Here is a 21794-nt window from a genome sequence, read left to right on the forward strand (position 1 = left end):
GGTCAGCCCACCCGCGCCGCGGCGGCCCGCTCGAGCAGCCGGTCCAGCTCGCCGGCCGGGATCGACGCCCCCAGGTCGGCGACGAATCGGCGCATCGGCATCGAGGCGACCATCCGCAGCATGCCGAGCCTGGCCTCGGTGGACGGCGGCGGGAGGTCCGGCAGCCACGTGGCGAACCCCTCGACCAGCGCCGTCCCGACCACCGGGTGGGCCACCCACTCGCCGAGGGCGGAGTCGAGGGTGAGCACCGGGACGAGGTCGTCGCCGGCCAGCGTCAGGACCGCCTCGGCCACCACGTCGAGCGCGCTGGCCCCGACCTGCACCGCGTACTCCCCCGGCGCGACGACCCAGCCGCTCTCGCGCACGTCCCAGTAGGCGAATGCCCGGCGGTCCAGGTCCAGCCGCACGGTCCGGCTCTCCCCCGGCGCCAGCGCGACCTTGGTGAAGGCGCGCAGCTCCCGCGCCGGACGGCGGACCGGCCCGGCCGTCGTCGCCACGTAGACCTGCACCACGTGCTTGCCGGCGCGCCCGCCGGTGTTGGCCACCGTCACCGACACCGTGGCCGTGTCGTCTCCGGTGGCGACCACCTGCAGGTCCGTCGTCTCGACGGTCGTGTAGGTCAGCCCGTGCCCGAACGGGTAGCGCACCGGCCGGCGCAGCGTCGCGAACCCCCGGTAGCCGACGATCACCCCCTCCGCGTAGCGGACGTGCCCCTGCTCGCCGGGGAAGGCGAGGAAGCTCGGGACGTCCTCCAGCCGCAGCGGGATGGTCTCGGCGAGGTGCCCGGACGGGGCGACGACGCCGAACAGCAGGTCGGCCAGCGCGCCGCCGCCGGCCTGCCCGAGCAGGGCGCCGTCGAGGATCGCGTCGACGTCGTCGTGCCAGCCCTCCAGCGACACCACGCCGCCGTGGGAGAGCACGACGACGGTCCGCGGCGCCACGGCAGCGACTGCGCCGATCAGCTCGACCTGGACCGTCGGCAGGTCGAGGTGCTCGCGGTCGAAGCCCTCGGACTCCTCGGCCTCCCCCAGCCCGGCGAAGACGACGGCGACGTCGGCGGCGCGGGCCACCCCGACCGCCTCCTCGCGCAGGGCGGCGGCGTCCCCGGAGCCGTCGAGGGAGAAGCCGGGGGCGAAGGCCACCGACGGCGCGAGCGCCCGCACGGCGTCGAGCGCGGAGTCCACGCGGGTGGGGGCGACGTTCGAGCTGCCGCCGCCCTGGAAGCGCGGGGTGCGGGCGAACTCGCCCACCACGGCGATCCGCGCCCCGGCCGACAGCGGCAGCGTCGCGTGCTCGTTGCGCAGCAGGACGGCGCACTCGGCGGCCAGCTCGCGGGCCAGCGCGTGGTGGGCGTCGGCATCGAACCCGTCGGTCGGCTCGCCGGCGTAGCGGGCCAGGGCGGCGACGCGGGCCGCGCTCGCGTCGACGAACGCCTCGTCGAGCTCACCGGCGCGCACGGCCTCGACCACCCGCCGGTCGCCGGCACCGCGGTCGCCGGGCATCTGCAGGTCCAGCCCCGCAGCAAGTGCGGCGACCCGGTCGTCGACCGCGCCCCAGTCGGAGACGACGACGCCCTCGAAGCCCCACTCGTCGCGCAGCACCTCGGTGAGCAGCTCCCGGTGCTGCGACGCGTAGACGCCGTTGACCTTGTTGTAGGCGCACATGACCGTGGCCGGCCGCGCCTCGGTGACGACCCGCTCGAAGGCCGGCAGGTAGATCTCGCGGAGGGTGCGCTCGTCGACGTCCGCACTGACCTGCATGCGGTCGGTCTCCTGGTTGTTGGCGGCGAAGTGCTTGACGGACGCGCCGACGCCCTCGGCCTCCTGGCCCCGCACGTGCGCGGCGCCGAGCACTCCGGCCAGCAGCGGGTCCTCGGAGTAGTACTCGAAGTTGCGCCCGCACAGCGGCGACCGCTTGATGTTCACCCCCGGCCCGAGGACGACGTGCACGCCGAGCGCCCGCGCCTCGCGGCCGATGGCCCGCCCGACGCGCTCGGCCACCGACGGGTCCCAGCTCGCGGCGACGGCGACCGCCGGTGGGAAGCACGTCGCCGGGACGTTGGCGTGGATGCCGATCGTGGCGAAGTCGCCCTGCTGGCGGCGGACGCCGTGCGGCCCGTCGGTGAGCACCACCGACGGGACGTCCCCGACCGGCTCCGTCGTCCAGAAGTCGCGGCCGGAGAGCAGCGCGGCCTTCTCCTCGAGCGGGAGCGCGTCGAGGGAGGGGTCGGGCGTCACGGGAGCTCCCGGGGGTCGTCGGTGCCGGCGTACGAGAACGAGCGCACCACCAGCTCGCCGCGCGCGCACCACGGGCCGCCCAGCCGGCCGGTCATGCCGCCGGCGACCTCGGTCGCGACGTACCGGCCGTCCAGCCGGCCGAGCTCGGCGAACCCGCCGTCCCGGCCGACCAGACCGGCGACCAGGACGTCGGGCGCCAGCGCGGTCGAGGAGAAGTGCCCCTCGCCGGGCAGCGTCCGGATCTCCAGCACGACCTCGCCCGCGACCGCGGCCTCGCCCAGCACCGACCGCAGCGGGCCGACCTGGGCCACCGCCCGCACGCGGTCGCCGTCCAGCTCCAGGTCGAGGTGGTGGCGGGCGTCGATGCGCAGCGACAGCCCGCCCACGCCGTCCACCCGCACGGTCGCGCGGAACCGGGCGGACAGGTGCTCCTGCCGGCGGCCGGCGGACGCGAGGTCCTCCGACGCGGGGTCCGGGTCGCGGGCGGCCAGGCGCCACCCGCCCTCGACCGGCGTCAGCAGGTCGCCGGGGAACCGGCGCGGCGCCACCCAGGAGACCGGCAGGGCCGGCCCGGCCAGCTCGTCGACGACCACCGGGCCGTCAGGCGGGTTGGCCGGGCACGGCTCCCCCGCCGCGCCGCCGTTCCTGCTGCTGCACGGCACGGCCGACCGCTTCGTCCCCTGCGTGCAGAGCCAGCGGCTGGCCGCGGCGCTGCAGGGCGCGGGCGCGCACGTCACGCTGTCCACCTCCGCCGGCGCCGACCAACATGTGGCTCGGCGCCCCCGACGCCGCCCGCGACGCGCTCGACCGCACACTCGCGTTCCTGCGGCGCCACCTGACGAACGAGAGGAACCAGTCATGAAGATCGTGGGCATCCGCCGGGACGGCGGACCGGTCGAGGTCGCAGCGCTGTCCGACGACGGCGCGCAGGTGACCGTGGTGGCGCCGCTGGAGGAGTTCTGGGCCGACGCGGCAGGCCTGCTCTCCCGCGAGCCGGCCGGGGAGACCCTCGCCGTCGCCGACGTCGAGCGGGTGCCGCCGGTGCTGCCCGGCGCCCGCGTGGTCTGCATCGGGCTGAACTACCTCAAGCACGTCGCCGAGGGCTCCTTCGCCGGCCAGGACCTCCCGCCCTACCCGACGCTGTTCGCCCGCTGGACGGCCTCGCTGACCGTGGACGGCGCCGAGGTCCCGGTGCCCTCCGACGAGGACGGCCTGGACTGGGAGGGCGAGGTCGTCGCCTACGTCGGCTCCACCCTGGTCGACGCCACCCCGGAGGAGGCGCTGGCCGCCGTCGTCGGCTACTCCACGTTCAACGACCTCACCTCGCGGCGGGCGCAGAAGCTGACCAGCCAGTGGATCCTGGGCAAGAACGGCGACAACTCCGGCCCGTTGGGCCCGCTGGTGCCCGCGGCCGAGGTCGGCGACCTGCGCGAGGGCCTGCGGGTGCAGACCCGGGTCAACGGCGAGACGGTGCAGGACGGCCGCACCGACGAGATGGTCTACACCGTCGGCGACACCCTCGCGCTGATCTCCCGGACGTTCACCCTGCGCCCGGGCGACCTGCTGGCCACCGGCACCCCGTCCGGCGTCGGCTACGCCCGCGACCCGCAGTGGCTGCTGCAGCCCGGCGACGTCGTCGAGGTCGAGGTCGAGCGGCTGGGCGTGCTGCGCAACCCCGTGGTCGGCAACGAGTCCCGGAAGGCCTGAGCCGTGTCCGGGGAGTTCCGCCAGTACCTGTTCCCGCACGACCACCCGCGGCTGGCCGAGGTCCGCGGCCTGGACCCCTACGCCTACGGCGAGCTGGCCAAGACCCCGGGCACCTTCACCGGTGGCCTGGTCGAGGGCTGGACGCCGCTCTACGGCAACGAGTTCCGCGGCGTCACCGAGGACGGCACCCTGCGCGAGGGCCTGTACCCGCTGGAGCCTGCCCGGCCGGGCGAGGAGGCGCCGGTAGAGGCGATGGTCGGCGCCGCGGAGGCGCTGCTGGCCGCCCTGTCGCCCGAGGACCGCGCCCGGGTCGCCTTCGACGTCGACGCCGTCGAGTGGCAGACCTGGGCCAACCCGGAGTTCATGCAGTACGACACCGGCCTGCGGCTGGAGTTCCAGCCGCCGCCGGTGCGGGAGGCCGCGCTCGCCCTGGTGCGGGCCTCCCTCTCGCCCGAGGGGGCGGCCTCGGTGCACGCGATGATGCTCGTCAACGGCTTCCTCGGCGACGTCGTCGACCTGCCCACCGTGCTCGGCGAGTGGAGCTACAACGTCGCCGTCTACGGCACCCCGGACCTGCGGGCGCCGTGGGGCTGGCAGCTCTACGGCCACCACTGCGCGGTCAACTGCCTGGTCGTCGAGGGCCGGATGGTGGTCTCGCCGGTGTTCCTCGGCGCCGAGCCCGACGAGATCGACGCCGGTCCGCACGCCGGCATCTCCGGCCTGTTCGCCGACCGGATCGACGCCGGGCTGGCCGTCATGGCCGCGCTGGACCCCGACCAGCGCGCCCGGGCGACGGTGTACGAGCAGATGGTCGACCCCGCCATGCCGCCCGGCCGGGTGCACCCCGGCGACGAGCGGCACCTGGCCGGCGCCTTCCAGGACAACCGGGTCATCCCGGTCGAGGGCGTGCCGGTCGCCGAGCTCTCCGCCGAGGCCCGGCAGCGGGTGCTCGACGTCGTCGCCACCTTCGTGCGGCTGCTGCCCGAGGGCCCGCGCGCCGCGCGGATGCGGGAGGTCGAGGCGCACCTGGACCAGACCTGGTTCTGCTGGATCGGCGGGCACGAGCCCGGGGACGTCTTCTACTACCGGGTCCAGTCGCCGGTGGTGATCGCCGAGCTCGACCACCACTGCGGGGTCTTCCTCGACTACGACACCCCGAAGACCTTCCACATCCACACCGTGCTGCGCACCCCGCACGGCAACGACTACGGTCGGGCCTGGGTGCGGCAGTGGCAGGAGCGCGCGGCCGGGAACTGACCCGGTCGGGGGGGCGCCGTCCGCCCCGCCCGCTCAGGCCCCGGCGGGGCGGTGCCGCGCGCGGTACACGCGCGGCGGGACGCCGTGGGCGGCCCGGAACACCCGGCTGAAGTGCGCCGGGTCGGGGAAGCCGACCGCCACGGCGACGTCGGCGACGCCGAGGTGGTCCTGGCGGGGGTCGAGCAGCAGGTCGCGGGCCCGCGCCATCCGCTGGCCGCGGACGTAGGCGGCCACCGGGCCGATCTCGGCCGAGAACGCGGTGTAGAGGCGGCGCCGCGAGACGCCGAGGACCGCCGCCACCAGCTCCGGCCCGAGCCCGGGGTCGTCCAGGTGCCGGGCGACCACCTCCCGGCCGCGCGCCACCAGGTCGGCGTCACCGGTCCCGATGCCGGCCCGGGAGCGGGGGGTCTCCCGCACCGCGCGGTCGAACTCGCCGGCGAGCTCGCCGTCCGTGGCACCGGCCAGCAGCCGGGCGGCGAGCCGCTCGGCCGCGGGACCGGCCATGACGGTGGCCGAGACCGCCGCGACCCGGTCCCGCGACACGGCGACCAGCTCCTGGGGCAGCAGGGCGATCAGGACCCCGAACGGCAGGTCGCTGCCCACCTCGTAGGGCGCGGAGGTGTCGTAGACCGCGACCTGGCCCGGCGCGAGCCGGCAGCGTCGCCCGTGCTGGCCGACCGACACACTGCCGGCCAGGGCGACCGCCGCCTTGTAGTGGCCGGCCCCCGCGCCGCCGGCGAGCTCCCCGGTGCGCACGCCGGTGTGCGCGGTCGCGTGCAGGCGGCACACCCGCACGTCGCCGGCGCGGCGCATCCGCATCCGGCCGTGGATGTTCGCCGCCGTGCTGCGCATCCGCAGCGGGACCAGCATCCGCGAGGCGGCCGCCGTCCACCGGGCGACCGTCTCGGGGCCGCCGGCCGGCCCGGACTCGTAGCGGTCCTCGGCGGGGAGAGGGGGCACGGGCCGTCCAGGAGTCAGGAGCGGGGGACGCGGTGCCGCCGAGCCTAGGAGCTGGTGCGTCCCCGACGTGGACATCCGTGCACGGCTGCACGGATGTCCAAGTGCCCGGCCGGGGTGCTCCCTAGCGTCCGCGCCATGACTTCCTCCCCCTCCGTCGTCCGCGTGGCCGCCGTCCACGGTGCCGCTCCGTTCCTCGACCTCGACGCGGGCGTCGCCCGCGCGGCCGAGCTGATCGTCGAGGCGGGCCGCAACGGCGCCCGGCTGGTCGCCTTCCCCGAGACCTACCTGCCCGGCTACCCGAGCTGGATCTGGTCGCACACCGCCAAGTACGCCGCGCCGCTGTTCGCCGAGCTGTTCGCCTCCTCCGTGGACCTCCCCGGCCGCGCGTCGGACACCCTCGCCGCCGCGGCGAAGGAGGCCGGCACGTGGGTGGTCATGGGCATGAACGAGCGCGACGGCGGAACGCTCTACAACACCCAGGCCTACTACTCCCCCGAGGGCCGCCTGGTGGCCCGGCACCGCAAGCTGGTGCCCACGAACGCGGAGCGGACGGTGTGGGGCCGCGGCGACGGCCGCGACGTCTTCGTCGTCGACACCGGCTTCGCCAAGGTCGGCGGGCTCATCTGCTTCGAGCACAGCATGGACCTCAACAAGTACGCCCTCGCCACGCTCGGCGAGCAGATCCACGTCGCCGCGTGGCCGGCCATCAGCGCCACCCACGCCGACCCCAACGCCGGCAACTTCGACCACTACTCGCAGACCCTCGCCGCAGCCCACGCCATCTGCGCCCAGACCTACGTGATCGTCGTCCAGGGCCGGCTGTCGGAGGAGATCGTCGACCGGCTCGGCGTGCCGGAGGGCCCCGACGCCCCCACCGTCGGCGGCGGGATGACCGGCTTCATGGGGCCCGACGGCCGCTGGCTCACCGAGCCGCACCGGCACGACGAGGCGGTCCTCTACGCCGACCTCGACCTCGGGGTCATTCCCTTCGCCCGGTTCTTCGCCGACTCGGCCGGCCACTACGCCCGTCCGGACGTCTTCCGCTTCGGTGTCGACCGCACCCCGCAGACCGTGCTCGGGACGCAGCGGGTGGCGCCGGTCCCCGTCGCCGCCGTGGGCGGCGTCGAGCCGCGGGACGGCGAGCCGGCGGCGAGCTACCGGGTGCTCTCGGCCGTCACCGGCTGAGCCGCGGGCACCCGCGCGGCACGGTGCCGCGCGGGTGCCCGCCTGCGAAAGCGTTCCGCTGATCCAGCGAAAGCCCTTCGCTTTCGCTTCCCTGCGGAGCCTTGACGTTGGATTTCGGGCGGCTCTACCTTTCGCGCGCCGAGTGACCCCGGTCACATGTGAGGCGCGAGGAGGTGGCGGTGCCCTCCCTGGACGAGCACGCTCGCTCCCAGGCGATCCTGTCCGCGCTGGGTGCCACGGGCCGGGTCGAGGTCAACGACCTCGCCCAGCGGCTCGACGTCTCCGCCGTCACCATCCGCAAGGACCTCGACGCGCTCGAGCAGCGGGCCGCCCTGCGGCGGGTCCGCGGCGGGGCGGTCGCGGCCGCGCTGGTCGACGAGGGGTCCTTCGAGACCCGCCTGCGCGTCCGGCGGGCGGAGAAGGCCGCCATCGCCCGGGCCGTCGCGCCGCTGGTGCAGGACGGCGACGTCATCGCGCTCGACTCCTCGACCAGCTGCCACTACCTGGCCCACGAGCTGCTGCGCCGCCGGTCCCTGGTGGTGATCACCAACAGCATGCCGACCGCGACCCTGTTCTCCGAGCGGTCGGAGGCCACGGTGCTGGTGACCGGCGGCATCGTGCGCCGGTCGGCGCGGTCGGTCGTCGGGCTGATCGGCGACGTCCTGGCCGGGCGCGGGCGCATCGACAAGGGCTTCATCGGCGCCCACGCCGTCTCCGCCGAGCGCGGCGTGCTGGAGATGGCGCTGGAGGAGGTGCAGGCCAAGCAGTACTTCGCCGCCCACTGCAGCGCGCTGTTCGGGTTGGTCGACTCCAGCAAGTTCGGCAGCTTCTCGCTGCACACGGCCACGCCGCTGGCGCAGCTCACCGCCGTCTACACCGACGCCGCGGCCGACCCCGCCGTCGTGGCCGCGATCGAGGCGGCCGGCACCCGCGTGCACCGGGTCGCCGTCCCGGAGGAGCAGCGGTGAGCGCGGTCCGGACCGTCGCGGCGGTCGACCTCGGCGCGGAGAGCGGCCGGGTGGAGCGGGCCGACTTCGACGGCGAGCGGCTGACCGTCCGGGAGGTCGCCCGCTTCGCGCACGCCCCCGCGCCGGTCGACGGCATCCTGCGCTGGGACCTCGACCTGCTCACCCGGGCGGTCACCGACGGGCTCGGCGCGCTCGCCGCCGAGGGGTCGCCGGTCGCCTCGGTCGGCGTGGACGCGTGGGGCGTCGACTACGGGCTGCTGGACGCCGACGGGCGGCTGGTGGACGCGCCGACGTGCTACCGCGACCCGCGGCAGTCCGCGGCGATGGACGAGGTCCTGGCCACCGTCGGCCGGGAGCGGCTGTACCGGGCCACCGGCGTCCAGGTCAACGAGATCAACACCGTGTTCGCGCTGGTGTCCGACGCACGGACGACCACCCGGCTGGACCGGGCGGCGTCGCTGCTGATGCTGCCCGACGTCTTCCACTCCCTGCTGTCCGGCGCCCGCGTCACCGAGGCCACCGCCGCGTCGACCACCGGCCTGTACGACGCCGGCGCGGGCCGCTGGGCGGGCGACCTGGCCGAGGAGCTGGGCATCCCGGCCCGGCTGTTCCCCGAGGTGGTCGACCCGGGCACCGACCTGGGCCCGGTCGTCGGGCCGCTCGGGGACGGCCCGCTCGCCGGCACGCGCGTGGTCGCCCCGGCCGCGCACGACACCGCCAGCGCCGTCGTCGCCACCCCGTTCCCCGGGCCCGGCGCGCTGTTCGTCTCCTCGGGCACCTGGTCGCTGGTCGGCGTCGAGGTGGCGCGGCCGGTGGTCACCGACGGCTCGCTGACGGCCAACCTGACCAACGAGGGCGGCTACGCCGGCACCACCCGGCTGCTGCGCAACGTCATGGGCCTGTGGCTGCTGCAGGAGTGCCGCCGCGCATGGGCGGCCCGGGGCCTGGCGTTCACCTACGCAGAGCTGACCGAGCTGGCCGCCCGCGAGCCGGCCCTGCGCAGCGTGGTCAACCCCAACGCCCGCGAGTTCCTCGGCCGCGGCGACATGCCCGCCCGCGTGCAGGCGTACTGCCGGCGCTCCGGGCAGCCGGTGCCCGAGACCCCCGCCGCGGTCGCCCGCTGCGTCGTCGACTCCCTCGCGGTGTCCTACCGGGTGACCGCCGAGGACATCGCCGCGGTGACCGGCACGGCGCCGGCCGCGGTCTGCGTGACCGGGGGCGGGGCCCGCAACGGGCTGCTCGCCCAGGCCACCGCCGACGCCACCGGGCTGCCCGTGCACTGCGGCCCGGTGGAGGCGACCTCCCTGGGCAACGCCGCCGCGCAACTGGTGGCCCTCGGCGAGCTGGGCGGCGTGGCCGACGTCCGCGCCGTCGTCGCCCGAACCGCCGACCTCCGTACTTGGTCCCCGCGCCCGGACGCGCGCTGGGAACAGGCCGCAGCCCTGCTGCGGGAGCGAACTCAGGACGACGACCGCGAGCGGGGGCTCATCCCGACCTGACCAGCGGACGTTCCTGGACCCACCGGCTCGCCGAGCCCGGTGGCACCGCGGGGGGCGACCCCCCACTCCGAGAGGTGACCGATGAGCAGGACAGGAACGACGAGGTGGGCCGTCGCGCTCGGGCTGGCCGCCACTCTGACCCTCGCCGCCTGCGGGCAGGGCAGCGGTGGCTCGGCCTCGGGCGGCGGCGGGAGCGACAGCGGCGGCGGCTCGGAGGGCGGCGGGGGCGGCGGGGGCGGCGTGACCGTGGCCTTCGTCCCGAAGCTGCAGGGCATCCCCTACTTCGAGGCGATGAACACCGGCGGGCAGGCCGCCTGCGAGGAGCTCGGCTGCACCTGGCTCTACCAGGGCCCGGTCGAGGCCGACCCGGCCGCGCAGGCCGACATCGTGCGCTCCTACATCCAGCAGGGCGTCGACACGCTGATCGTGGCCCCCAACGACCCCGACTCGATGGCGCCGCTGCTGCAGCAGGCCCAGGACGCCGGCATCGCCGTGGCCACCTCGGACACCGACGCCCCCAACTCGGTGCGCCAGGTCTTCGTCAGCCAGGCCTCGACCGAGGGCATCGGGCAGGCGCTCACCGACGCGCTGCTGGAGGCCATGGGCGGCTCCGGCAAGTACGCGATCGTCTCGTGCGGACAGACCGCCGAGAACCTCAACTCCTGGATCGAGGTCCAGAAGGCCTACACCGCGGAGAAGTACCCGGACGCCGAGATCGTCGACATCGTCTACGCCGGTGAGGACCAGGCCGCGGCCACCCAGATGGCGACCGACCTGATGAACGCCCACCCCGACCTCACCGGGTTGGTCGGCGAGTGCACCTCGTCGGCGCCGGGCGTGGCCCAGGCCGTGCGGGACGCCGGGAAGACCGGCCAGGTCTTCACCGTCGGACTCGGGACGCCGCAGTCGATGCTGCCCTACCTGGAGGACGGCTCCTCGAGCGCCAGCATCCTGTGGGACGTCGAGAACCTCGGCTACCTGACCGCGTGGGCCGGCGTCCAGCTGGCCAACGGCGAGTCGTTCCAGGCGACCAACGACGTCAGCGCCGACATGCCCGAGGTGGCCTACGACGACAGCACCAAGGTGCTGCTGCTCGGCCCGCCGCTGCGGATCACCAAGGACAACGCCGGCCAGTTCGACTACTGACCGGTCCCGGGGGGGGGGGGGGGGGGGGGGGGGGGGGGGGGGGGGGGCGGGGGGGGGGGGGCGTGGGGGGGGGGCGGGGGGGTGGGCGGAGCGGCCCGCCCCCGTCGCCCCCCGCGCCGCCCCCCCCCGCCCCCCCCCCCCCCCCCCCCCCCCCCCCCCCCCCCCCCCCCCCCCCCCCCCCCCCCCCCCCCCCCCCCCCCCCCCCCCCCCCCGCCCGGCCGCAGCGAGGAGGACCATGAGCGAGACCCGGACCAGCGGACCGGCCGAGCCGGCGACCGCCCCGCCGACCCACGCGGGGACCGAGCGGCTGTCCGTGACGGGGGTGTCCAAGCGGTACGGGGCCGTGCGGGCGATCCGGAACGCGGACATGACCGTGCGGGCGGGCAGCGTGCACGCCCTGGTCGGCGAGAACGGCGCCGGCAAGTCCACCCTGATCAAGATCCTCTCGGGGGCGGCGACCGCCGACACCGGCCGGATCACCTTCGAGGGCCGGCCGGTGACCATCGGCGGCACCGCCGACGCCATCGGCCTCGGCATCGCCACCGTCTACCAGGAACCGCAGCTGTTCCCCGACCTCACCGTCGCCGAGAACGTCTTCACCGGCCGGGAGATCACCCGCCGCGGCAAGGTCGACTGGGCGGCGCAGAACGCCCGCGTGGTGGAGCTGCTGGAGCTGATCGGGCTGCCCGCGCGCTACGCCACCGTGCCGGTCAGCGAGCTGTCCATCGCCGAGCAGCAGCAGGTGTCCATCGCCAAGGCGCTGGTCGGCAACGCCAAGGTGCTCATCCTCGACGAGCCCTCGGCGATCCTCACCGACGCCGAGATCGAGGTGCTCTTCGGCGTCGTCCGCCGGCTGGCCTCCACCGGCGTCGCGATCATCTACATCTCCCACCGGCTCGACGAGCTGTTCGTCATCGCCGACGAGGTCACCGTCATGCGCGACGGGCAGACCCTGGGCACCTGGCCCATCGAGGAGCTCTCGGTGCGGCGGGTCGTGGAGCTCATGGTCGGTGGCATCCTCGAGGACACCCCGCCGGCGCACGCCGTCCCCGATGCCCCGCCGCGGCTGGTCCTCGAGGGCCTGTCCTGCGAGGGCGAGTACAACGACGTGGACGTCGCCGTCCGCCCGGGCGAGATCGTCACCCTCTACGGCCTGATCGGCTCGGGGGCCGCGGAGATCGCCGAGACCGTCTACGGCATGCGACGGGCCACCTCCGGCCGGGTGCTGCTCGACGGGAAGCCGATCGCGCCGCACTCCCCCCGCGCCGCCAAGAAGCTGGGCATCGCGCTGCTGCCGGCCAACCGCAAGCTGCAGGGCCTGTTCAGCTTCCAGTCGATCGCGTTCAACATCTCCGCCGGGCACCTGCCGATGCTGTCCAGGCTCGGCACCTGGATGGACCGGCGCCGCGAGCGGCAGGTCGCCCGGGACTTCATCGCCCGGCTGTCGGTCAAGACGCCGTCCGAGCGCCAGCCGGTCTCGGCGATGTCCGGCGGCAACGCGCAGAAGGTCGTGCTCGCCCGCCAGCTGGTGGAGCGGCCCAAGGTGCTGGTGCTCGCCGAGCCCACCCAGGGCGTCGACGTCGGCGCCAAGGAGGAGATCCACCGGATCGTCCGCTCGCTGGCCGACGAGGGCACCGCCGTCCTCATCGTCACCTCGGACCTGCCCGAGGCCATCCGCATCTCCGACCGGCTGCAGGTGGTACGGGCCGGGACCACGACGGTCGAGTTCGGCCCCGGGGCGAGCCAGGCCGACGTCCTGGCCGCGGCCGCCGGCGCGGTCGACCAGGAGGAGGCGGCATGAGCGCGTCCACCCTCACGCCCCCGGGCGGCGCTCCCGCGGCCGCGCACACCGCGAAGGCGCGCGGCCGGGTCCTGCCCTTCCCGATCACCGGCCAGGAGATCGTGCTGATCGTCGTCATCGTCGCCCTGTGGGTGGCGCTGGCGCTGGCCACCCCGGCCTTCCTCACCGAGGGCTCGATCGTGCCGCTGCTGGTGGCGATGGCGCCGGTGGCGCTCATCGGCATCGGGATGACGGTCATCATCATCACCGGCGGCATCGACGTCTCGGTGGCCGGCATCGTCATGGTCTGCGCGGTCGTCGTCGCCAAGGCGATGGTCGACTCGGGGGTCGGCCTGCCGGTCGCCGTCGCGCTGTCGGTCGTGCTCGGCGGCGTGCTCGGGCTGGTCAACGGCGTGCTCATCGCCTACGGGCGGGTGCACGCGATCATCATCACCTTCGGCACCGCGAACCTGTTCAAGTTCCTCGGCCTGCAGCTGTTCGGCGGCACCACGGTCGACAACATCCCCGGCACGCTGGCCTTCTTCGGCCGCGGCGAGGCCGGCCGCACCCTCGGCGTCCCGCACAGCTTCCTGCTCATGCTGCTCGTCGCGGCGGCGGCCTGGTACTACCTGCGGCACACCCCCGGCGGCCGGCACCTGTACGCCATCGGCGGGGACGCCGACGCCGCGCGGCTGGCCGGGGTGAAGGTGCAGCGGCGGGTGATGTCGGCCTACGTCCTCACCGGGCTGCTCACCGGGCTGGCCGCCTGCTTCGTCATCGCCCGCGGCACCTCCACCCTGGCCCCGAACGTGGGTGCCGGGATGGAACTGGCCGCGATCGCCGCGGTGGTCATCGGCGGCACCTCGATCATGGGCGGCCGCGGCTCGGTGCTCGGCACCGTCCTCGGCGCGCTGCTCGTGCAGACGGTCACCTCCGGGGTGACCCAGCTGGGCTGGCGCTCGCAGCTGTCCAGCCTGTTCATCGGCATCTTCATCCTGATCGCCGTCGGGGCCGACCTGCTCCGGCAGCGGGCGAGGAGGACGACGTGAGCACCACGGTCTCCCCCGAGGCCCCGGCGCCGGCCCCGCGCCCGGACGACGAGGACGGCGCCCGGCCGTCGCGGGTCCGCCAGCTGCCCGAGCTGCTCCTGCGGGCGCTGCTCACCCAGCGGATCGTGCTGCTGCTGGTGCTGCTCGTCGCCGTCGTCGTCACGTTCCTGACCCTGTCGGCGCGCAACTACCTGACCGCGCCGTACGACGCGTCCTACCTGTCGGCGACGCTGATCAGCGCCGTCCCGCTGGTCATGCTGGGGCTGGCCGAGCTGCTGGTGATCACCTCCGGCCGCGGCGGGATCGACCTGTCGGTCGGCGCCATCGTGTCGCTGACCAGCATGGTGTTCGGCTTCGCCTACGGGGAGTGGGGCTGGCCGCTGTGGGCGTCGATCGTGCTGGCCGCCGCGTTCGGCGGGCTGTGCGGCGCGCTCAACGGGTTCCTGATCGCCTACATCGGTTACCCGGCGCTGATCACCACGCTGGCCACGTACTACGCGTTCTCCTCGATCGCGATCGTCATCAACGACCAGCAGCCGATCAGCACCCAGCCGATCCAGGACTTCTTCTCCGCCGCGCGGTCGGTGCCGATCGGCGGCGGCGAGGACCCGCTGCAGGTGCCGCTGGGCATCCTCACCTTCCTGCTGCCCACCACCGTGGTGGTCTGGCTGATCCTCAACCGCACCACCTACGGACGGCGGCTCTACGCCATCGGCACCAACGACGTGGCCGCGGAGTGGACCGGCATCGACGTGCGGCGCACCCGGTTCACCGCCTACCTCACCGCCGGGGTGATCTCCGGGCTGGTCGCGGTCGTGACCGTCGCGCAGTTCGCCTCCGCCCGGCCCGACGCCGGGGTCGCGGGCAGCGGCATGGCGCTGCCGGCCATCACCATCGCCGTCCTCGGCGGGGTGGCGATCACCGGCGGCATCGGCCGGGTGGCCGGCGTGGTGCTGGCGACGCTGCTGATCGTCTGGCTCAACGCCGGCATCCTGCTGGCCGTGCCGGGCAACGCCGGCTCGCAGTGGCAGCTGGCCGCGCTGGGCATCGTCCTGGTCTTCGCCGCGCTGCTCAACGGCTACGCCGGCCGCCGGTACGGGCGGACCGGGTGAGCGCCGTGTGGGACCCGGGGCTGGTGAGCGAGGAGCTCGTCGCGCTCACCCGGGCCCTGGGCGAGCGGTCCCGGGACCTCGTCGTCCTGGCCGAGGGCAACACCTCGCAGCTGCTGCCCGACGGGCGGGTGGTGGTGAAGGCGTCGGGGTCGGCCATGCGGACGGCGACGGCGGAGGACTTCGTCGTCGTCGACGTCGACCCGCTCGTGGAGCTGATGGCCGCCCCGACGGCGACGCAGGCCGACCTCACCGCCGCCCTCGACGCCGGCGAGCACGGCGGCCGCCGCCGGCGGGCCTCGATAGAGACCCTGGTGCACGTGGCCGCGCAGGCGTGCGCGCCGACGGCGTTCGTCGGGCACACCCACCCGACGGCGGTCGTCGGCCTGCTCGCCAGCGTGCACGGGCCCACGGCGTGGGATCGGCACGTCTACTCCGACGAGGCCGTGGTGATCGGCCGCCCGCTGTACGTGCCCTACGCGACGCCGGGCATCGACCTCGGCCGGGTCTACCTCGCGGCGCTGCGGCGGTACGTCGACGAGCACGGCGCGCTGCCCACCCTGGTGCTGCTGGGCAACCACGGCATCGTCGTCAACGCGCCCGGCCCGGCCGGCGTCGAGGCGGCCTCGGAGATGGCGGTCAAGGGCGCGCAGGTGCGGGTGGCCGCGTACTCGGTGGGCGGCGTGGTGCCGCTGGAACCGGCGAAGGTGGAGGAGTTCTTCGCCCGGGAGGACGTGATCGAGCGCCGCGCCCGCCTCGGCGGCTCGCCGGCATGACCCTGCCCCGGGAGCTGCGCGCGGTGTTCCTCGACGTCGGCGGCCCGGTCTACGACGACGGCAACTTCCTCGCCGCGGTGGTCCGGGCCCTCGACGAGCTGCGCGCCGACCAGGGCCGCGGCCCGGTGGACCGGGCGGCGGTGCGGCGGGTGTACGACGCGGCGCGGGCCCGGCAGGGCGGCTCGCTGCGCACCGCGCTCGCCACCGAGCTGCTCGGGGACGCCGGGCTGCGGGGCGTGCTGCACGAGCGGACCCGCCGGCACTGGGTGCACCCGCCGGGCACGCTCTACGCCGACGTGCTGCCGCTGCTGCGGGCGCTGCGCGGCAGGGTGTCCGTCGGGGTGCTGGCCAACCAGGAGGCGACCGTCGTCGACGCGCTCACCCGCGACGGGGTCGCGCCGTTCGTCGACGTCTGGGGCGTCTCGGCGATCGTCGGGTTCGAGAAGCCCAGCCCCGAGCTGTTCGCCTGGTGCCTGGAGCGGGCCGGCTGCGCCCCCGGGCAGGCCGTGCACGTGGGCAACCGGCTGGACAACGACGTCCGGCCCGCGGCCGCGCTGGGCATGGGCACGGTGTGGGTGCTGCGCGGCGAGGCGCCCGACGAGCCCACGCCCGAGCAGCTGGCCGAGCCCGACCTCGCGGTCGCCGACCTCACCGGGCTGGCCGACGTCCTGCTGCCCCTCGCCCGCGCGGGGAACGGCTGACCGTGGCCGACCTCGTCCTCGGCGTCGACCTGGCCACCGCCGCGGTGCGCGTCACGGCCGTGCGCGTCGACACCGGGGAGGTGACGGCCACCGCCTCGGCCCCGCTGCCCGAGCCGTCGGTACCCGGGCCGGGGTGCCAGGAGCAGCCCCCGGTGCACGCGTCGGTCGTGCGCTCGGTGCTGCGGGCGCTGACCGCCGACCTGGGCACCCACGCGGCCGGCATCGGGGCGCTGGCGGTCACCGCGACGAGCGGGAGCGTGGTGGCCACCTCCGCGGGCGGGGCGCCGCGCGGACCGGTGCTGCTCTACGCCGACCAGCGGGGGGCGGCCCGGGTGCGCGCCGCGCTCGGCCGCCCGGCCGGCGCGGCCTCGACCCTGGGCCGGCTGGCCTGGCTGGCCGAGCAGGACCCCGCCGGCCGCTACCTGCACGTGCCCGACCTGGTCGTCGCCGACCTGACGGGGCGGCTGGTCACCGACACCTCGCACGCGCTCAAGGCGGGCATCGACCCGGTCGCCGCCCGCTGGCCGCTCGACGTGCTGGCCGCCGCGGGCGTGCCGGTGGCCGCCCTGCCGGAGCTGGTGCACCCGGGCACGGTCGTCGGCGAGGTCCGCCCCGGCGTCGCGGCCGGGCTGGGCCTGCCCGCCGGGGTGCGCGTCGTGGCCGGCATGACCGACGGCTGCACCGCGCAGCTCGCGGCCGGTGCGGTGGCGCCGGGCCGCACCACCGGCGTGCTGGGGACGACGCTGGTGCTCAAGGGGGTCGCCGGCGGCGAGGTGACCGGCTTCGGCGGTGCGGTCTACTCCCACCTGGCCCCCGACGGCCTGTGGTGGCCGGGCGGTGCGTCCAACACCGGCGCCGGGGCCCTCCCCGGGCTGCCCGACCTGGCCGCCGCCGACGCCGACGCCGCGCGGCAGGGGCCGTCGGCCTGGACCGCTTACCCGCTCCCGGGCACCGGGGAGCGCTTCCCGTTCGTCCGGCCGGACGCGACCGGCTTCCTGCTCGGCCCGGGGACGCCGTCCCCCCGTGAGCGGCACCGGGCGGTCCTGGACGGCGTCGCCTTCGTCGAGCGGCTCGGCCTGGAGCGGCTGGCCGCGCTCGGCGTCGCCTCCACCGACCACCGGGTCGTCGGCGGCGGATCGGGCTCGGCGGTGTGGACGGCGATCCGCGCGAGCGTGCTGGGCCGGCCGGTGTCGCGGCCGGCCGAGCCGTCGAGTGCGTTCGGCGCCGCCGTCCTGGCCGCCGCCGCCCTGACCGGGGCGCCCCCGGCGGAGGCGGCGGACCGCATGGTGCGCACCGCGGCGGTCGTCGCCCCCGACCCCGCACAGGCCGGTCCGCTCGAGGAGGGCTACCGGCGGCTGGTGGCCGAGCTGCACCGCCGCGGCTGGCTGGACGACTGACCCCGGAGATGAGGAGACTCCCATGGCGATCACCCACGGCGTCCACGCGCTGGTCTGGACCGGGGGCTGGTCCCCCGACGAGGCGCGGTCGGCGATCGCGTCCACCGCCGCGGCGGGCTACGACCTGATCGAGCTCGCGCTGATCGACCCGACGACGTTCGACGCCGACATGACCGCGCGGTTGCTGGAGGAGCACGACCTGCAGGTGAGCGGGTCGCTCGGGCTCAGCGAGGACACCGACGTCTCCAGCGAGGACCCCGACGTCGTCGCCCGCGGCCGGGCGCGGCTGGCGACGGCGCTGTCGGTGCTGCGCGACAGCGGCGGCTCGGTGCTGTGCGGCGTCCTGTACTCCAAGCTCGGCAAGTACGCCGGACCGGCGACCGAGCGCGGCCGGGCCCACTCCCAGGAGACGATCGCCTGGCTGGCCGACCGGGCCGCCGCCTCCGGCATCACGCTGGCCCTGGAGTTCTGCAACCGCTACGAGACCAACGTCATCAACACGACGCAGGAGACGCTGGACTTCATCGCGGCCGTCGACCGGCCCAACGTGATGGCCCACCTGGACACCTACCACATGAACATCGAGGAGCACTCGTTCCGCGAGGCCGTGCGGGCGGCCGCGGCGGCCGGGCGGCTGGGGTACGTGCACGTCGGGGAGTCCCACCGCGGGGCGCTGGGCACCGGGACGATCCCGTGGGCGGAGTTCTTCGGCGCGCTCTCCGAGGTCGGCTACGACGGGATCATGACCTTCGAGTCGTTCTCCTCCGAGGTCGTGCACCGCACGCTCTCCAACGACCTGGCGATCTGGCGCAACCTCTGGACCGACAACGCGGCGCTGGCCCGGGAGGCGCTGGCCTTCACCCGGGCCGGCCTCGCGGCGGCCGCCGGCCGCGCCTGAGCCGGCGCGGCGCGGACGGCTGCCCGCGGTGCCGGGGTGGGCGCGTCGGCGAGTCCTGCCGGGGACACGCCGCCGCCTGCTGACGGCAGCCGGGCCGCCGTGGTGCCATGGAGCTCCGCCCCGCCCCGGGGGTTTCACGGCCAGGGCGGGGCGGGCGTCTCGATGATCAGGCCTCGACCGGCCGCCAGCGACACGAGGACCGCGGACGTCGGGGCACCGCGCCGGCCCGCCGGCTGGCCGGCGCTACGGGACCGGCCCGCCGCTCGACCGTCCGTCGCTCCCGTCGCGCGACCCGGCACGCCGGTGGGTCAGGCGGGAGAGCGGCCCGACGCGCCCCGCCCGGCCGGCCCGGGCGGCGAACTCGCGGGCCAGCTCCCGCTTCACCTCGGGCCACCGAGGCACCCACCAGTAGGCCGCGACCACCGCCGTCAGCGGGATCCAGCCCAGCAGCGACCACACCCACCACGGCATCGCAGGCCTCCCCCTCCCGGCGTCGACGACGCCGGGACCCGCGCGGTGTCCGCCGGGATCGGACGGGCGACCCGCGCCCGCCCAGGCTGCCCGGAGGACGCGGCGCCGCCCACCCCCACCGAGGGGAGTCGAGCGCACCTCACACGGGGCTGGCGCGGGTTCGACCGGGGAGCCGGTCGAGCCCGCCTGGCTGCCGGAGCGGGGGTCCGGTACAGATCGGGGCGCGCAACCGGCGGCAGGGAGGCGACGACCGTGGCGGAGCACTCAGCGACCTCGACCGGCGAGAACGCCCTCCACGTCGCCGGCCTGGGGTTGCCGGTCCTCGGCGTCGGCGTAGCCGGGACGGCCGTGGCGATCGCGCGGGCCGCGGCGCGCGACCGCGGGCTCGACGCCGAGTTCGCCGTGGCCGACGCGCTGCACCTGGAGGCGCTGGGGCGCCGGTTCGCGACGGTGCTCGACTGCGGGCTGTTCCACACCTTCGACGCCGACGAGCGGCCGCGGTACGTGGCGGGCCTGGCGTCGGTGACCGAGCCCGGCGGGAGGGTGCACGTGCTGTGCTTCCGCGACGACGGCCCCGCCCCCGGGCCCCACCCCGTCACCGAGGCAGACCTGCGCACGGCGTTCGACCCCAGCCGCGGCTGGGACGTCGTCGCCGTCGCACCCGAGCGGATCGAGACGCGGTTCCACGACGACGGCGCCCCGGCCCTGGCTCGCGACGATCACCCGGGTCTGAGCCGGGACCTGACTCGCCCGGTCCCGCGGAGGGCGGGTCAGGCGTTCTCCCGCCGGAAGGTGGCGGTGCCCCACCACACGGCGAGGGTGAACAGCGCCAGGGACCACAGGCCGCCCCACAGCAACCCCGAGGACGCGAAGTCGCCGAGGAAGGAGGCGCGGACGGCGTCGACCACGTGCCGGATCGGCATGAAGTCGCTGGCCTCCTCCAGCCAGGCGGGGCCGATCGTCATCGGCAGCAGGATCCCCGACAGCAGCAGCACCGGCATCATCACCATGTTGACCACCGGCGCCATGACCTCCTCGCTCTTGGTGGTCAGCGCCAGCGCGTTGGACGCCGCGGCGCAGGCGCCGCCGATGAGCAGGGTGAGCAGCGTCCCGAGCACGATCCCCTGGAGCGGCGCGTCCATGCCCAGCGCGTAGCCCAGGGCGATGAGGATCAGCGCCTGCGCGAACAGTTGCAGCAGGTCGCGCAGGAGCCGGCCGGCCAGCAGCGCCGTCCGGCTGGCCGGGGTGACGCGCTCGGCCTCGATGACGCCCTCCCGCCACTCGCCGATGAGGCCGAACCCGGCGAAGAAGGCGCCGAACATGCCCAGCTGCACCAGCATCCCGGGCACGAAGAAGGTGTAGGCGTTGGTCGCGCCGAACTGGTCGACCAGCGGCGTGAGCAGCGGGCCGAACAGCAGCAGGTAGAGCACCGGCTGGATCGCCCCGATGATCACCCACGCGGGGTTGCGCAGGTTCATCCGGAGCTGGCGCCGGAAGACGATCCCCGACTCGCGCAGGAACGAGGTCATCGCCGGGCTCCTCCGTCCGCGGGCACGGTCTCGGTGTCCTCGGCCGGCCCGGGGGCGGCGTCGGCGGCCGCGGCGGCGGTCTCGGCGTCGCGCAGGGACCGTCCGGTCAACGCCAGGAAGACGTCGTCCAGGGTGGGCCGGTGCACCTCGATCGAGTCCAGGTCGATCGACGCGCGGTCCAGGTCGCGCAGCAACCCGGGGACCGCGCGCCCGGCGCGCGGCACCCGCCCGCGGACGTGCCGGTCGTCCACCTCCACCTCGGCGCGGCCGTCGGTGAGGCCGGCGAGCTTGCGGGCGGCCTCGGGGACGTCGGCCCGGTCGGCCACCTCCAGGTCGACCAGGTCGCCGGCGACCCGCGTCTTGAGCTCGTCGGCGGTGTCGGCCGCGACGATCCGGCCCCGGTCGATGATCAGGATCCGGTCGGCCAGCGCGTCGGCCTCGTCCAGGTAGTGGGTGGTCAGGAACACCGTCGCGCCTCGCCGGCGCCGCAGGTCCCGGATGTGCTCCCACAGGTTGGCCCGTGCCTGCGGGTCCAGGCCGGTGGTCGGCTCGTCGAGGAACACCAGCGTCGGCTCGTGGATCAGCCCCATCACGATGTCCAGCCGGCGCTTCTGCCCGCCGGACATGGCGCGCGGCTTGCGGGTCCACAGACCCTCCAGGTCCAGCTGCGCGAACAGTTGCCGGCCCCGTTCCTCCACCTCCGCCCGGGTCAGCCCGTAGAGCATCCCGTGGTCGACCACCTCGTCGCCCGCGCGGGCGCCGCTGAACGCCCCGCCGGCCTGCGAGACGTAGCCGATGCTCCGGCGCACCTGCACCGACTCCGTGACGACGTCGAAGCCGGCCACCGTCGCCGTGCCCGAGGTCGGCTTCAGCAGCGTCGTCAGCATGCGCAGCGTGGTGGTCTTGCCCGCCCCGTTGGGACCGAGGAACGCGACGACCTCCCCCTCGGCGACGTCCAGGTCCACCCCGTCGACGGCTCGGACCTCGGTCCTGGCCCGCCCCTGGCGCGTGCGGAACGTCTGCACCAGTCCCCGTGCGTGGATCACCGCTGCCCTCTCCGTGCCCGCCGGCCGGGGCACCGTCCTCGCAGGTCGGGCCCGGCTCGCGCGGCCCCGTGCGGACGCC

Annotated in this window: 19 protein-coding genes and 2 pseudogenes; 15 read left to right on the top strand and 6 right to left on the bottom strand. The window is 75.6% G+C overall.

The genetic code is table 11. From position 1 onward, the window contains the following. Positions 1–2: 2 nt before the first annotated feature. The gene (locus ACI79D_RS09005; RefSeq protein ID WP_456918029.1) at positions 3–2237 is read right to left on the bottom strand and encodes a glycoside hydrolase family 3 C-terminal domain-containing protein; all 2235 of its coding nucleotides are present in this window, start codon (positions 2235–2237) and stop codon (positions 3–5) included. Further along, entirely contained in the window at positions 2234–2623 is a 390-nt protein-coding gene (locus ACI79D_RS09010) for a hypothetical protein (RefSeq protein WP_456918030.1), read from the bottom strand. The genes ACI79D_RS09005 and ACI79D_RS09010 overlap by 4 nt, the downstream gene beginning before the upstream one ends. Here ACI79D_RS09010 and ACI79D_RS09015 point away from each other — a divergent pair. The 3 genes and pseudogenes from ACI79D_RS09015 to ACI79D_RS09025 all read left to right on the top strand — a co-directional run. Further along, positions 2601–2984: pseudogene (locus tag ACI79D_RS09015) on the top strand (hypothetical protein); the annotation flags it as partial. The gene ACI79D_RS09010 and the pseudogene ACI79D_RS09015 sit on opposite strands and share 23 nt — an antisense overlap. Positions 2985–3095: 111 nt before the next feature. Continuing rightward, positions 3096–3944 carry a fumarylacetoacetate hydrolase family protein gene (locus tag ACI79D_RS09020; RefSeq protein WP_456918161.1) on the top strand — a complete coding sequence of 283 codons (849 nt, stop codon included), beginning with the start codon at positions 3096–3098 and terminating at the stop codon, positions 3942–3944. 3 nt (positions 3945–3947) lie between these two features. Beyond that, entirely contained in the window at positions 3948–5201 is a 1254-nt protein-coding gene (locus tag ACI79D_RS09025) for a DUF3500 domain-containing protein (protein WP_456918031.1), read from the top strand. Positions 5202–5234: 33 nt separating this feature from the next. On the opposite strand, the gene ACI79D_RS09030 is transcribed toward ACI79D_RS09025, so the two are convergent. Beyond that, positions 5235–6161 carry a helix-turn-helix domain-containing protein gene (locus ACI79D_RS09030; RefSeq protein ID WP_456918032.1) on the bottom strand — a complete coding sequence of 309 codons (927 nt, stop codon included), beginning with the start codon at positions 6159–6161 and terminating at the stop codon, positions 5235–5237. A gap of 135 nt (positions 6162–6296) precedes the next feature. Between ACI79D_RS09030 and ACI79D_RS09035 the strand changes: the two genes are divergently transcribed. The 11 genes from ACI79D_RS09035 to ACI79D_RS09085 all read left to right on the top strand — a co-directional run bounded on the left by ACI79D_RS09035 (position 6297) and on the right by ACI79D_RS09085 (position 18669). Then, on the top strand, positions 6297–7346 hold the full coding sequence (locus ACI79D_RS09035; RefSeq protein WP_456918033.1) for a carbon-nitrogen hydrolase family protein: 1050 nt from the start codon (positions 6297–6299) through the stop codon (positions 7344–7346). Positions 7347–7525: 179 nt separating this feature from the next. Continuing rightward, positions 7526–8314, top strand: a complete 789-nt coding sequence (locus ACI79D_RS09040) for a DeoR/GlpR family DNA-binding transcription regulator (protein WP_456918034.1) — start codon at positions 7526–7528, stop codon at positions 8312–8314. Continuing rightward, the gene (locus ACI79D_RS09045) at positions 8311–9813 is read left to right on the top strand and encodes a rhamnulokinase (protein ID WP_456918035.1); all 1503 of its coding nucleotides are present in this window, start codon (positions 8311–8313) and stop codon (positions 9811–9813) included. Before ACI79D_RS09040 ends, ACI79D_RS09045 begins: the two co-directional genes overlap by 4 nt. Positions 9814–9894: 81 nt before the next feature. Continuing rightward, positions 9895–10959 (top strand): autoinducer 2 ABC transporter substrate-binding protein, encoded by a 1065-nt coding sequence (locus tag ACI79D_RS09050; RefSeq protein WP_456918036.1) that lies wholly within the window; start codon positions 9895–9897, stop codon positions 10957–10959. Positions 10960–11194: 235 nt separating this feature from the next. Then, a complete protein-coding gene (locus ACI79D_RS09055; RefSeq protein WP_456918037.1) occupies positions 11195–12760 on the top strand; it encodes a sugar ABC transporter ATP-binding protein in 1566 nt (521 codons plus the stop codon). Further along, complete coding sequence (locus ACI79D_RS09060; RefSeq protein WP_456918038.1) at positions 12757–13788, top strand: ABC transporter permease; 1032 nt, start codon at positions 12757–12759, stop codon at positions 13786–13788. Before ACI79D_RS09055 ends, ACI79D_RS09060 begins: the two co-directional genes overlap by 4 nt. Beyond that, positions 13785–14900 (top strand): ABC transporter permease, encoded by a 1116-nt coding sequence (locus ACI79D_RS09065; protein WP_456918039.1) that lies wholly within the window; start codon positions 13785–13787, stop codon positions 14898–14900. Before ACI79D_RS09060 ends, ACI79D_RS09065 begins: the two co-directional genes overlap by 4 nt. Beyond that, entirely contained in the window at positions 14897–15673 is a 777-nt protein-coding gene (locus tag ACI79D_RS09070) for a class II aldolase/adducin family protein (protein WP_456918040.1), read from the top strand. Before ACI79D_RS09065 ends, ACI79D_RS09070 begins: the two co-directional genes overlap by 4 nt. Further along, positions 15670–16374: an HAD family hydrolase gene (locus ACI79D_RS09075; RefSeq protein WP_456918041.1), complete on the top strand. Its 705-nt coding sequence runs from the start codon at positions 15670–15672 to the stop codon at positions 16372–16374. The genes ACI79D_RS09070 and ACI79D_RS09075 overlap by 4 nt, the downstream gene beginning before the upstream one ends. Before the next feature lie 2 nt (positions 16375–16376). Next, positions 16377–17771 (top strand): FGGY-family carbohydrate kinase, encoded by a 1395-nt coding sequence (locus tag ACI79D_RS09080; RefSeq protein WP_456918042.1) that lies wholly within the window; start codon positions 16377–16379, stop codon positions 17769–17771. Positions 17772–17793: 22 nt separating this feature from the next. Continuing rightward, positions 17794–18669, top strand: a complete 876-nt coding sequence (locus ACI79D_RS09085; RefSeq protein ID WP_456918043.1) for a sugar phosphate isomerase/epimerase family protein — start codon at positions 17794–17796, stop codon at positions 18667–18669. 243 nt (positions 18670–18912) lie between these two features. Here the strand turns inward: ACI79D_RS09085 and ACI79D_RS09090 are convergent, their stop codons facing one another. Further along, positions 18913–19140 (bottom strand): hypothetical protein, encoded by a 228-nt coding sequence (locus tag ACI79D_RS09090; RefSeq protein ID WP_456918044.1) that lies wholly within the window; start codon positions 19138–19140, stop codon positions 18913–18915. A gap of 252 nt (positions 19141–19392) precedes the next feature. Between ACI79D_RS09090 and ACI79D_RS09095 the strand changes: the two are divergent. Beyond that, positions 19393–19626, top strand: a pseudogene (locus ACI79D_RS09095) (methyltransferase domain-containing protein); the annotation flags it as partial. Between the two features lie 284 nt (positions 19627–19910). Here the strand turns inward: ACI79D_RS09095 and ACI79D_RS09100 are convergent. Together ACI79D_RS09100 and ACI79D_RS09105 are read right to left on the bottom strand one after the other, a co-directional pair. Further along, a complete protein-coding gene (locus ACI79D_RS09100; protein WP_456918045.1) occupies positions 19911–20669 on the bottom strand; it encodes an ABC transporter permease in 759 nt (252 codons plus the stop codon). After that, complete coding sequence (locus ACI79D_RS09105) at positions 20666–21715, bottom strand: ATP-binding cassette domain-containing protein (protein ID WP_456918046.1); 1050 nt, start codon at positions 21713–21715, stop codon at positions 20666–20668. The genes ACI79D_RS09100 and ACI79D_RS09105 overlap by 4 nt, the downstream gene beginning before the upstream one ends. Positions 21716–21794 lie beyond the last annotated feature (79 nt).

The organism is Geodermatophilus sp. SYSU D00708 (genome assembly GCF_054050115.1).